This is a genomic window from Mesorhizobium sp. WSM3873, assembly GCF_001672445.1.
Lineage (GTDB): Bacteria > Pseudomonadota > Alphaproteobacteria > Rhizobiales > Rhizobiaceae > Mesorhizobium.
This window is the reverse complement of record NZ_LYTM01000042.1, coordinates 1-11,648: the sequence shown is the minus strand read 5'-3', so window position 1 is coordinate 11,648 and position 11,648 is coordinate 1. Positions and strand designations below refer to the sequence as shown.

12 protein-coding genes and 1 pseudogene are annotated in these 11,648 nt (G+C 64.9%); 10 read left to right on the top strand and 3 right to left on the bottom strand.

All coding sequences use genetic code 11. The annotated features are described in order from the left end of the window. Positions 1-340 precede the first annotated feature (340 nt). Positions 341-967 (top strand): TetR/AcrR family transcriptional regulator, encoded by a 627-nt coding sequence (locus A9K71_RS22850; RefSeq protein WP_082980661.1) that lies wholly within the window; start codon positions 341-343, stop codon positions 965-967. Positions 968-974: 7 nt separating this feature from the next. On the opposite strand, the pseudogene A9K71_RS22845 reads toward A9K71_RS22850, so the two are convergent. Continuing rightward, positions 975-1,869, bottom strand: a pseudogene (locus A9K71_RS22845) (LysR family transcriptional regulator). Between the two features lie 102 nt (positions 1,870-1,971). Here A9K71_RS22845 and ampC point away from each other — a divergent pair. Both ampC and bla read left to right on the top strand, forming a co-directional pair. Then, positions 1,972-3,132 (top strand): class C beta-lactamase, encoded by a 1,161-nt coding sequence (gene ampC, locus A9K71_RS22840; protein ID WP_067001343.1) that lies wholly within the window; start codon positions 1,972-1,974, stop codon positions 3,130-3,132. Between the two features lie 96 nt (positions 3,133-3,228). Continuing rightward, a complete protein-coding gene (bla, locus tag A9K71_RS22835; RefSeq protein WP_067001351.1) occupies positions 3,229-4,122 on the top strand; it encodes a class A beta-lactamase in 894 nt (297 codons plus the stop codon). Between the two features lie 173 nt (positions 4,123-4,295). Here the strand turns inward: bla and A9K71_RS22830 are convergent, their stop codons facing one another. Next, complete coding sequence (locus tag A9K71_RS22830) at positions 4,296-4,667, bottom strand: DUF559 domain-containing protein (protein WP_067001341.1); 372 nt, start codon at positions 4,665-4,667, stop codon at positions 4,296-4,298. Positions 4,668-4,893: 226 nt separating this feature from the next. Between A9K71_RS22830 and A9K71_RS22825 the strand changes: the two genes are divergently transcribed. From A9K71_RS22825 to A9K71_RS22805, 5 genes are all read left to right on the top strand, one after another. After that, the gene (locus A9K71_RS22825) at positions 4,894-5,898 is read left to right on the top strand and encodes a LacI family DNA-binding transcriptional regulator (RefSeq protein ID WP_067001348.1); all 1,005 of its coding nucleotides are present in this window, start codon (positions 4,894-4,896) and stop codon (positions 5,896-5,898) included. A 279-nt stretch (positions 5,899-6,177) separates the two neighbouring features. Then, positions 6,178-6,969 (top strand): 3-methyl-2-oxobutanoate hydroxymethyltransferase, encoded by a 792-nt coding sequence (locus A9K71_RS22820; protein WP_067001339.1) that lies wholly within the window; start codon positions 6,178-6,180, stop codon positions 6,967-6,969. An 8-nt stretch (positions 6,970-6,977) separates the two neighbouring features. Continuing rightward, positions 6,978-7,985, top strand: a complete 1,008-nt coding sequence (locus A9K71_RS22815) for a sterol desaturase family protein (protein ID WP_067001337.1) — start codon at positions 6,978-6,980, stop codon at positions 7,983-7,985. A 114-nt stretch (positions 7,986-8,099) separates the two neighbouring features. Beyond that, the gene (locus tag A9K71_RS22810) at positions 8,100-9,062 is read left to right on the top strand and encodes a substrate-binding domain-containing protein (protein ID WP_067001334.1); all 963 of its coding nucleotides are present in this window, start codon (positions 8,100-8,102) and stop codon (positions 9,060-9,062) included. A gap of 66 nt (positions 9,063-9,128) precedes the next feature. Then, positions 9,129-9,443 (top strand): MocE family 2Fe-2S type ferredoxin, encoded by a 315-nt coding sequence (locus A9K71_RS22805; protein ID WP_067001331.1) that lies wholly within the window; start codon positions 9,129-9,131, stop codon positions 9,441-9,443. Positions 9,444-9,650: 207 nt separating this feature from the next. Here the strand turns inward: A9K71_RS22805 and A9K71_RS22800 are convergent, their stop codons facing one another. After that, positions 9,651-9,950, bottom strand: coding sequence for a hypothetical protein (locus A9K71_RS22800; RefSeq protein ID WP_067001327.1), 300 nt, complete (start codon positions 9,948-9,950; stop codon positions 9,651-9,653). A 130-nt stretch (positions 9,951-10,080) separates the two neighbouring features. Between A9K71_RS22800 and A9K71_RS22795 the strand changes: the two genes are divergently transcribed. Then, entirely contained in the window at positions 10,081-10,977 is an 897-nt protein-coding gene (locus A9K71_RS22795; RefSeq protein WP_067001324.1) for a VOC family protein, read from the top strand. 46 nt (positions 10,978-11,023) lie between these two features. Next, a complete protein-coding gene (locus A9K71_RS22790; protein WP_067001323.1) occupies positions 11,024-11,626 on the top strand; it encodes a sulfotransferase family protein in 603 nt (200 codons plus the stop codon). The last annotated feature ends 22 nt before the right edge of the window (positions 11,627-11,648 follow it).

Below are 11,648 nucleotides of genomic sequence, written 5' to 3'. Positions count from 1 at the left end.
GGGAAATGGGGCTTGGGAGGAGAGGGGCAAGGCGTCGAAGCAGCTAATCTCCCCCCTTGCGGGGGAGATGCCCGGCAGGGCAGAGGGGGTCGTCTCACGTCGAGCGCCAACGTCCTCGCGCGTCGCGCGCCAGCAAGGCGCTTCACGCGCGGCGACCCCCTCTGTCGCCTGCGGCGACATCTCCCCCTCGAGGGGGGAGATTAGGCGCTTACCCCGTGACATACCGCTTGCCCTGATTATATGATAAGACAACTCCACTAAAACGGAGGCGCCTCCGTTTATTTACGTGGGGGCTGACCCGCATGGGTTCAAGCCCCATATTGCGACAGTGGAGAAAAAACTGACTGAACAGCCTTCGGAGCCTGCCGAAAAGCCTGAAACGCCGGCGCCAAAGCCGCTGCGCGCCGACGCGCGGCGCAACCGCGACAAGCTTGTCGAGGCGGCGGCGCAGGCGTTTGCCGCCGAGGGTGTCGATGCCTCGCTGGAGGAGATCGCCAAGCGGGCAGGAGTCGGCATCGGCACGCTCTACCGGCATTTCCCGACGCGCGAGCATCTGGTCGAGGTGGTCTACCGCCGCGAGGTGGAAGCGCTCTGCCATGCGGCCGAGGAACTTGCCGGCGCTCATCCGCCCGATGTGGCGCTGGAACTCTGGATGCAGCGCTTCGTCGACTACATCGCCACCAAGCGCGGTCTGGCGACAAGCCTGCGGCTGTTGCTCACCACCAACTCGACGCTGTTCTCCGATACCTCGGGCCGCGTATCCGGCGCGCTGAAGGGGCTGGTCGAACAGGCCGCAGCTGCGGGGAAGATCCGCGCCGACGTCGATGCGTCGGACGTGCTGCATGCGCTAGGCGGCATCTACTCCGCCCCCAACACGCCCGACTGGCGGGACCGCTCGGGGCGGCTGGTGAAGCTCTTGATGGATGGGCTGAGGTTCGGGGCATCGGAGGCGGCGAAAGCCGGCTGAAGCACCGCTAGCTGAGCGCGCTTCGTCTGTCCGGTTCCAAGCTGGTGATCCAGTCCGCAAAGGCCGACATCGCGGCGGTCGGTTCCCTGGACTTCAACTTGGTCAGCCAATAGCTGCCGAGCGATATTGAGGCCTGGAAAGGGCGCCTTATCGACCCCTTGCTCAGTTGTCGCGAAAACATCAGCGCCGGAGCCAGCGCAACGCCTGCCCCTTGTTCGGCGGCTTCCATCATCGCCAGTGAAGAATCGAAGACGATCGCGCTCGCGAAGTTCGCAGGCGCTTCCATGCCGGCGGCCTCGAACCAGCGGCTCCATTCGTCCTGACGGTAGCTGCGCAGCAAGGTAAGCGCGCCGAGGTCCTGCGGCGCGTGAAGCGTCGCCGCCAGTTCCGGCGTGCAAAGCGGCGTCAGAGGTGCTTCGAAAAGTTCCGTCGCATCAAGTCCATGCCAGGCGCCGTTGCCGAAGCGGATCGAAAAATCCAATCCCTCGGCCGCCAGGTCGACGCGGTTGTTGTTGGTGGACAGCCGCAGCTCGACGAACGGATGGGGTGCGCCGGAAGTCTTCCAGTCTCGGAAGCAGCCAGCCGACGGCGAAGGTTCCGACGGCGCCGACGACGAGCGGTTCGCGCAGTTTTCCAGATCCGACCCGCTCCAGCGATCGCCCCAGGCGGTCGAAGGCGTCGCCGACGATCGGCAGCAGAGCCTCGCCTTCCGCCGTGATCTTGAGGCCGCGAGGCAACCTGCGAAACAGCTGCACGCCGAGCCGCTGTTCGAGCGATCGAACCTGCTGGCTAACGGCGGCCTGCGTCACCGCCAACTCGATGCCGGCGCGTGTGAAGCTGAGATGCCTGGCCGACGCCTCGAAGGCCCGCAATGCATTGAGCGGCAGGTAAGGTCGAACCATCGATGCCCAAGATTATCTTATAGCTGTTGCGATTTATCATCGTTTGTAGCCGGTTCGAAGGGGTCATAAACCCGCAATCGTCCGATCCAGAGGGAGCAGATCATGTGCAGCCGGCTTCGCTTCACCATCGCTGCCGTCGTCCTCGCCTGCGCGCCGGGCAGCCTGTCGGGCGCTCGCGCCGCCGATCAGGACGCCAAGATAAGGCACCTCGTCGATGAGGCGGTGAAGCCGGTGATCGCCCAGTACGACATTCCGGGGATGGCCGTCGCCGTGTCCGTGAACGGCGAGCGTTTCTTCATCGACTATGGCGTGGCCGAAAAGGACACCAGGGCCGCCGTCACCCGCGATACATTGTTCGAGCTCGGCTCGATCAGCAAAACCTTCACCGCGACGCTCGCGGCCTATGCCGAGGTCGAGGGCAAGCTCGCGCTTGGCGACAAGGTCGGCAAGCACATGCCCGAGCTTCAGGGCAGCGCGCTGGGCGATGTCAGGCTGCTCGACCTCGCCACGCACACGGCCGGCGGTTTCCCGCTACAGCTGCCCGATACGGTGAAGACGCAAAAACAGCTCATCGCCTATTATCGCCAATGGAAGCCGCAATTCGCGGCCGCCACCACCCGCACCTACGCCAACCCGAGCATCGGCCTGCTCGGGATGGCCACCGCCAAGGCGATGGGCGCGAGCTTCCCGGCGCTGATGGAAAAACGGCTGTTGCCGGAACTCGGCTTGCGGCGAACCTACGTCAACGTCCCGGCCGCACAGATGAAATCCTATGCCTGGGGCTATAACCGCAACGACAAGCCCGTCCGCGTCACCCCGGCATTGCTCGCCGAAGAGGCCTACGGGATCAAGTCGAACGCAGTCGACATGATCCGCTTCATCGAGGCCAACATGGGCATCGGCAAGGTGCCGGACGATGTCGCACGCGCGCTCGAAGCCACCCACACCGGTTATTTCCGCGCTGGCGAACTCATCCAGGATCTGATCTGGGAGCAGTATCCCTATCCGGTCGACCTGGCGAAGATCGTCGCCGGGAATGCGCCCAGTATGCTTCAGCCGATCCCTGCAACTGCGATCGAGCCGCCGATGGCGCCACGCGCCGACGTGGTGCTCAACAAGACCGGCTCGACGAACGGCTTCGGCGCCTATGTCGCCTATGTCCCGTCGAGGAAGATCGGCATCGTCATGCTGGCGAACAAGGCTTACCCGAATGAGGCGCGAGTCAGGGCGGCCTACCAGGTGCTGTCGCGGCTCACCGACTAGCCGCGCGTCCGATCGCTTCGGCGCTCCTTGGCCAATGCACTTTTCACCGGCGCTCCGCCTGCGCCCCAAAAAAACCTGCCCAAAATGGAGAAACAGATGACCTCGATCACCCGGCGTTCAGCGCTTGCCGGCGCATTCGCATCCTTGCCGATCGTCCGTATCCAGGCGGCGACGCGGCCGGGCAAGGCCGATGTGGTGGCCGCGACCAAGGCGGTCGAAGCGCTCGAAGCCAGGAATGGCGGGCGCCTGGGCGTCATGATTCTCGATGTCGGGACCAACGCCGCGATCGAGTACCGGGCGGACGAACTGTTTCCGATGACCAGCACCTTCAAGTTCCTCGCCGCCGCGGGCGTGCTCAAGGCCGTCGATGACGGCAAGGCCAAGCTCGACGACCGCATCGTCTATGCCGCATCCGATGTCGAACCGGGCTATTCGCCGATCACGAAGGACCACGTCGGCGATGGCATGAAGCTCGAGGATGTCTGCGCCGCGGCGGTCGTCTGGAGCGACAACACCGCCGGCAACCTGCTGCTCAGGGTGCTCGGCGGGCCGCAGGGCCTTACGCGCTTCGCACGCTCGCTCGGCGACGATGTCACCCGGCTCGATCGCACCGAGCCGACGCTGAACACGGCCATCCCCGGCGACAAGCGCGATACGACCAGCCCGAGGGCGGCGCTTGGCGACGCCAGGCGCATCCTGCTGGGGGACGCGCTGTCGCCGGCATCTCGCAAACGGCTCGAGGCCTGGCTGATCGAAGACAAGGTTGGCGCGGCGCGAATTCGTGCCGGGCTGCCCGCAACGTGGGGCATCGGCGACAAGACCGGCAGCGGCGACAACGGGACGACCAACATCGTCGCAATCCTTTGGCCGCCCGAGGGCGCGCCCATTCTCGTGGCCGTCTATTACACCGGATCCACCGCGCCGCGGGCGTCGCGCGAGGCAGTCCACCGCGATATGGCCCGCATCATCGTCGAGACGTTCGCGGGATAGTGCGGCCTGGGCGGCGTCGCCGACGGCCGTACGGGACCAAACTCGGCGACGGCAGCGTTTATGTTTTGAGGCGTTGGAGCGCCCTGCTGGAAACCGGCGCTGAAGCTGCCAATCTCCCCCCTCGTGGGGGAGATGTCCGGCAGGACAGAGGGGGGCGCTGTCCCGCCGGCGTCTCAGGTCGGTCCAGCCAATCCCGCCGCGATAACAATGTGCTGACAGACATTGTCGATGTCGCGGAGGACATCGTCGTTCCAGAAGCGCAGCACCGTCCAACCGTCCTGTTCCAGTCGCTTCGTCCGGATCGCATCAGCATCCGCACGCCCAGCATCGCCATGCTGCGATCCATCCACCTCGACGATCAGCCTCTTCTCCGGGCAGGCGAGGTCGACGATGTAGCCTGCGATCGGAAACTGCCTGCGGAAGCCCAGGCCCATCAGCCGATGCGCGCGAAGTTCGTTCCAGAGCTTCAGCTCTGCGTCGGTCATAACCTTGCGCATCGATTTCGCATTGGCGCGATGTCTGGGTGGTAAGGGCGTATGCGGCATGCTCGAGCGGTGGGACTGAGGTTTGTTTCGCCAAGGCTTCTACTCTACGGCGCCCCCCTCTGTCCTGCCGGACATCTCCCCCACGAGGGGGGAGATTGGCAGCTTCGCCGAAGGCGACATCTCCTGATGACCGGCAGGGCAGGGGGCGCGCTACCTGTTCTTGGAAATCGATTGGCGCCTGGATATTTTGTCTTCTTACCAACTCAGCACCCCCAGGAGCCCGCCCATTCCAAAGCCCACCTTTCTCGAGATCGCCCGCCGCGCCGGGGTCGGCACGGCGACGGTGGAGCGCGTTTTGAACGGCAGGGGCGGGGTGCGCCCCGAGACCGTCGAGAAAGTGGTGGCGGCGGCGCGCTCGCTCGATTATCCGCGCCGGCTCCCCGAAGCGCATCGGGGCGTCATCCGCATCGAGGTGATCCTGGTCAGGCCCGACGCCACCTTCTTCGCGCGCCTCTCCCGTGCCTTCGAACGCATCGCCGCGACGCTCGACCGCTCGATCGCCGTCCACCGCACCTTTCTCGACGAGGCCAATCCGGCGGCGATCGCCAAGCGCATCCTCGAACCGGAAATGCGGCGCGCCGCGCTGATCCTCGCCGTGCCCGACCATCCGCTGGTGAGCGCGGCGGTGGCGAAGCTGGAGGCGGAAAACATCCCGACGGTGCAGATCGTCACCCAGATCTCCGGCACCAAGAGCACCTATGTCGGCATCGACAATTACGCCGCCGGCCGCATGGCGGGGCTGCTGATGGCGAAGATGCAGCGGCGGCCGGGCAAGGTGGTCGCGATCTGTCACAGCCAGATCTATCGCGTCCACCGCGACCGCGTGCGGGGCTTCTTCGACTATCTGATCGACGAGGGGCGGGATTTCGAACCCATCGCCACCCTGTTCGGTTTCGACAACGGCGACCGCAATGCCGAGCAGCTGCATGAGGCGTTTGTGCGCTGGTCCGACCTTGCCGGCCTGTACAATGCCGGTGGCGCCAACACGGCGCTGAACGAAGTGCTGCGCCGGCACCCACGCGGTCGCGACGTCTTCTTCGTCGGCCATGAACTGACCGAGCGCAGCACGCGCGGCCTGCGTGACGGCACGATGGACGTCGTGCTCGACCAGGCGCCGGAGGCGCAGGCGCGCCGCGCCATCGACCTGGTGTTGGCGGCGCTCAACCTGCACGACCTGCCGGTCGACAACCCGCCGATCCGCTTCATCACCTTCACTGCCGAGAACCTTTGATCTGATTTGATCAAGGTTGCGCGAGCCTTGGCCGGCATCGCGGTGCTAACTCGACCGCGAACGGGAGACGAGCATGTGCGAATTCTCCCCCTCATCCGGCCGCTGCGCGGCCACCTTCTCCCGAGCGGAGAAGAGGGCCGGCACCGACGCAGCCTGGCTCCTCTCTCCCTGGGGAGAGGTCGGATGGCCCCGAATTGCGCTTCGCAAATCGGCTGCCAATCCGGGTGAGGGGGACCTTTCACAAGCCTGATCGTCTGCCCGCGAACGGGAGGATCATCGGTGGCAAGACGCTTGACGGCCTACGACCTGCAAAGCGCCAAGGGCAGCAGGAAATGGCTGCAGCTGCATGTCGACACGCCGGCCGAGGCGGCGGCCGCGGTCGCCTGCGACATCGTCATCCTCTCCTGCGAGCCCGACCACAATCTGGAATCGATCCGCCAAGCGGCGCCTCACGCGTTCCTCTCCGTCGGCATGCCGCATGGCGCGGTCGCGTCGCCGGACGAGGCGGTGCGGCTGGGCTTCGCCATGATGAAGCGCGGCGCCGACGCGGTCTATTCATCGCACTCGCCGCGCTTCATCGAGGCGATGGCGGCGGAAGGCATTCCCGTCACCGGCCATGTCGGCCTGGTGCCGAACCGCGCCACCTGGACGAATTTCCGTGCCGTCGGCCGCACGGCGGAAGAGGCCTTCAAGGTGCTGCGCGCGGCCAAGGACCTGGAGAATGCGGGTGCGGCCTGCATCGAGGTCGAGGTGGTGCCGGTCAGGCTCGCCGACCACATCACCCGCTCGACGCCGCTGATCACCATGGGCATGGGCTGCGGCACTGCTTGCGACACGCAGTATCTCTTCTCCTGCGACGTGCTGGGCACCCACACCGGCCACTATCCGCGCCATGCCAAGCGCTATGCCGACTTCGTCACGCTGGAGGCCGAGCTGCAGGAAAAGCGCATCAATGCCTTCCGCGCCTTCGGCCGCGACGTCGCCGAAGGCAGCTACCCGGAAGCGAAGCACCAGGTGGACATGGACGATGCCGCCTATGACCGCTTCCTCACGCTTTCTCAATCGCTGTGAGACCAGCCATGGACGACCTGCAATACGGCACGCGCAACAAGAGAGGCGATTGGGCCCCGAACGAACCGGCCGGCACCGCGCCGCTCTTTGCGTTTCCGCCGCGACCGCTGGCGCTGCTGAAGTGGCTGCCGCATTATTTCCTGCCCTACAACGTGCTCTTCGCCCTCTCGGCAGTGGTGTGGTGGCGCTACGTGCTGCCGGACGTCGAGACGATGAAGACGCTCGCCATCGGCTGGATCCTGCGCCTTTTCATCGTCAACTGCGCGGCGCTGCTTGTCTTCTTCGGCGCTTTCGAGCTTCGACTCTACATTTTGAGAACCCAAGGCAACCGCTTCAAATACAACGGCAAATGGCCCTCGGAGCAGAAGAGCAAAGCCTTCTTCTTCGAGAACCAGAACATCGACAACATGCTGCGCACCTTCGGCACCGGCATGCCGATCTGGACGGCGATCGAGGTGGCGATCCTCTACGCCTACGCCAACGGCTATGTGCCGTGGCTGACCTTCGCCGAGAACCCCATCTACCTGTTCTGTCTGGCGCTGGTGGTGCCGATCATCCACGAGACGCATTTCTTCCTGCTGCACCGGACGATCCATTTGGGGCCGCTCTACAAATGGGTGCATTCGGTGCACCACAATTCGGTCAACCCGTCGCCCTGGTCGTCGCTGTCGATGCATCCGGTGGAGCAGCTCGGCTATCTCGGCGTCGCCTTCTGGCACCTGATCATTCCGTCAAACCCGCTGCTGGCGCTCTACCAGCTCCACTATGCCGGCTTCGGCGCGATCCCGGGCCATGTCGGCTTCGACAAGGTGGAACTGACGGAGGACAGATCGGTCGATAGCCACGCCTATATCCACTACCTGCACCACAAGTATTTCGAGGTGAACTACGGCGACGGCCTGATCCCGTTCGACCGCTGGTTCGGCACCTTCCATGACGGCAGCAAGGACGGCGAGGCGCGCATGCAGGCCCGCTACGAGAAGAAGAAGGCGCGCGTCAACGCCGCCGCGAAATGACAGCCGCATGGAAAGCCACGTGGCCGGCCTGAGCCGCCTACTTCAACGATCCCGAAAGGGCCGGCGAACAAGACAGGAGTGAGCCGGCACTCCAAATCCAGAGGGAGGAAACCCGTGAAGAAGCTTCTCATCTCGACGGCGCTCGCCGCTTTGATGACGACCGCGTTCGCGACTGTCTCGACCGGCGCCTTCGCCGCCAAGCTCGGCGTCTCGATCGTCAACTTCGACAACAATTTCCAGACGCTGCTGATGCATGGCATGCAGGCCCGCGCCAAGGAGAAGGGCGCTGACATCCAGGTCGAGGACGCCCAAAACGACGTTGCCAAACAGCTCGACCAGGTCAAGAATTTCATCGCCAGCGGTGTCGACGCCATCATCGTCACGCTGGTCGACACCAATGCCTCGAAGACCATCAGCGAGGAAGCCGCCAAGGCCGGCATTCCGCTGGTTTTCGTGAACCTCGAGCCGTCGGACATGAAGAACCTGCCGGAGAAGCAGGTCTATGTCGGCTCGAACGAGGTCGAGTCCGGCACGCTGGAAGCTTTCGAGGTCTGCAAGATGCTGCGCGCCAAGGGCAAGTCGGCCGGCGCTACGGCCTACATCATCATGGGCAGCTTGGTGCATCAGGCGGCGCTCCAGCGCACCAAGGATGTCGAGCAGATCTTTTCGACCGACATGTGCAATTTCATCAAGGTCACCGACAAGCAGTCGTCCGAATGGTCGCGCGACAATGCGCAGAACCTGATGACCAACTGGCTGACTGCCGGCCCGGCGCCCGACGCCGTCATCGCCAACAACGACGAATCCGCCATCGGCGCCATCCTGGCGCTCAAGGCCAACGGCGTCGACCTGAAGAATGTCGTGGTCGGCGGCATCGATGCCACGCAGGACGGCCTGCAGGCGATGAAGGCCGGCGAGCTCTCGGTCACGGTGTTCCAGAACGCCAAGGGCCAGGGCGGCGGCGGTGTCGATGCGGCGCTCGCGCTCGCCAAGGGCGAGAAGGTCGACCGCGTCGTCTATGTGCCTTTCGAATTGGTGACGCCCGCCAACGCGGCGGAATACCTGAACAAGAACTAGGCCCGGATCCTCGGGGCGGCGGCTTCGCCGCCCCGATGGGTGAGCCGCGATCTGAAGGGAAGCACAATGACCGGTTGGATCAGGGCCTGCGGGCTCGACGACATCGAACAGGAAGGCGCCCGCCGCTTCGACCATGGCGGCAAGACCTATGCCGTCTTTCGCTCGCCCGACGACGAGGTCTTCTGCACCGACGGGCTCTGCACGCATGAGGCGGTGCACATCGCCGACGGCCTGGTCATGGACTACGAGGTCGAATGCCCAAAGCACGCCGGCGCCTTCGACTATCGCACCGGAGCCGCCAAGCGCCTGCCGCCATGCATCAACCTCAGGACCTATCCGGCCAAGATCGAGGCGGGAGCGGTGATGGTGGCGGTGGAGTAGGGCGCGCTGCTAATCTCCCTCCTTGAGGGGGAGATGTCGCCGAAGGCGACAGGGGGGGTCGTCTAACGTCGAGCGCCAGCGTCCTTCCCTGACGACGATCATGTCGGCGATCTACGTGGGACGACCCCCTCTGTCCTGCCGGACATCTCCCCCTCAAGGGGGGAGATCAGCTGTCACGGCCGCTTTCGCCAATCGCCAAAGAGAGACTCAAATTCCCTCGCCATCCACCAGCGGCACGTCCTCGCCTTCCCAGGGGCTCGGCAACGAACCTCGCCCCGCCGTGGGCAGCGGCATCCAGCATCTCAACTCCGGCTCGGCATATTCGACGATGCGTCCGGGCGATGAATCCGACGCCCGCCAGCCTTCCTCGCCGAACTGGTCGGCGCGCGACCAGTAGGCCATGTCGACCTCGGCCGGTCCCTGTTCGGACGAGCGCACCGTCACCAGGATGCGACTGCCGTCCCGCGGCGCGCTCGCCATGTTGCGCCAGTGGTCGGTCTCGTCCATGTGGTCTCCTCCCAAGAAGCTTCGTGGCAATAGTCGCCGCCCGCCGGGGAGGGGTCAACCCGAACTTGGCGCGAGACAGAAATATCGTTCACGGCTAATATGTTCGCCGACCGCAATCGGACGGACGACGATGGACGAAGGGTTGCCTCAAGCCACCCGTCTCGGGCCGGTCCATCTCAGGGTGACCGACATCCCGGCTGCCTTGATCGTCTGGCGCGATACGCTCGGATTGGCGGTCCTCGGCGAGGATGCCGTCACGGTGGAGCTCGGCGCCGGCGGGCGGAAGCTTATCGTGCTTCACGCCGGAGCGCAGATTGCGCTGCCGCAGAAATCGCGCGATCTCTTCCACGTCGCCATCCATGTGACGAGCCGCCGCGACCTCGCCCACACCGCCGCCCGGCTTAAGGCTTCCGGCTTGCGCTACAGCGCCCAGGACCACCTGGTTTCGGAATCGCTCTACGTTTCCGACCCGTCGGGCAACGGCATCGAGATCTGCTTCGACACGCCGGAACGCTGTCTGCGCCGCGAGGTGTCGGCCGATGGCCGCGTGGCGCTGATCGGCACCGACGGCAGCGCGCATTCCGGGCTCGAGCCGCTCCATCTCCCGGGCCTTTTGCGCGACCTCGGCAATTCCGGCCATGTCGAGCAGAGGATGGCGAAGAACGCCTTCATCGGCCACATCCATATGCGCGCCCGCGCGCCGGAAGAACTGATGGAATTCTATGTCGGCGTGCTCGGCTTCCGCCCGCACATCCAGTCGAGAAGTTTCGGCATGTTCGACTGCGGTACCGGGAGCCGGCCGCATATGGTCGCCTTCAATATCTGGGCGCGTGACGAGCTGCGCGAGCCGCCGCCGGGTGCCGCCGGCCTCGACCATTTCACTGTTGAGCTTGCATCGGTCGAGGAGCTGGCTGCGCTGGAACGCAGGCTCGATGCCGCCAACCTGCCGCCGAAAAAGATCGGCGGTGCCGTGGAGACCGCGGACCCGGAAGGCAATCGCTTGCGGTTCGTGCTTCGGGAAGGTTGATCGCGCCGCATCGGACCATGGGGAAGACAAGTGGGAGGAGGGGAGAATGACCATCAGGGTGATAGGAACCGGCTTCGGCCGCACCGGCACGGATTCGATGCGCGAGGCGCTGACCATGCTCGGCTTCGGCCCGTGCCATCACATGTCGGAGGTCATGGCGCATGCGGAGCAGAAGCGGCTCTGGCGAGCGCTCGCCCAAGGCGCCGCGCCGGATTGGGATCGGCTGTTTGCCGGTTATAAATCCTGCGTCGACTGGCCCTCCGTGCATTACTGGCGCGAGCTGATCGAGGCCTACCCCGAGGCGCGCGTCATCCTCACCTGGCGCTCGCCGGAAAGCTGGTGGGAGAGTTTCGCAAAAACCATCCTGCCGGCCGTCATTGACAGCCAGGATCAGGAGTCGTTGGGCGTCGCCCTTGTCACGAAGCAGGTTTTCGGCGGCCGTCCGCAGGACCGCGCACATGCGATTGCCGTCTATGAGGCCAATATCGAAGCGGTGCTGAAGACGGTGCCGGCCGAGCGCCTGCTGGTTCACAAGCTGGGCGACGGCTGGGCGCCGCTCTGCGCCCATCTCGGCGTTCCGGTGCCGGACGAACCCTATCCCAACCGCAACACCACGAAGGAGTTCCGGACGGCGCTTTCGTTGAATTGAAGGGAAGGGAGGGGAATAGGGG

Excerpts from the sequence above, each read along its gene's own strand:
- ampC (WP_067001343.1), top strand. The coding sequence starts at position 1,972 with ATGTGCAGCCGGCTTCGCTTCACCATCGCTGCCGTCGTCCTCGCCTGC.
- bla (WP_067001351.1), top strand. The coding sequence starts at position 3,229 with ATGACCTCGATCACCCGGCGTTCAGCGCTTGCCGGCGCATTCGCATCC.
- A9K71_RS22830 (WP_067001341.1), bottom strand. The coding sequence starts at position 4,667 with ATGCCGCATACGCCCTTACCACCCAGACATCGCGCCAATGCGAAATCG.
- A9K71_RS22815 (WP_067001337.1), top strand. The coding sequence starts at position 6,978 with ATGGACGACCTGCAATACGGCACGCGCAACAAGAGAGGCGATTGGGCC.
- A9K71_RS22805 (WP_067001331.1), top strand. The coding sequence starts at position 9,129 with ATGACCGGTTGGATCAGGGCCTGCGGGCTCGACGACATCGAACAGGAA.
- A9K71_RS22800 (WP_067001327.1), bottom strand. The coding sequence starts at position 9,950 with ATGGACGAGACCGACCACTGGCGCAACATGGCGAGCGCGCCGCGGGAC.
- A9K71_RS22795 (WP_067001324.1), top strand. The coding sequence starts at position 10,081 with ATGGACGAAGGGTTGCCTCAAGCCACCCGTCTCGGGCCGGTCCATCTC.
- A9K71_RS22790 (WP_067001323.1), top strand. The coding sequence starts at position 11,024 with ATGACCATCAGGGTGATAGGAACCGGCTTCGGCCGCACCGGCACGGAT.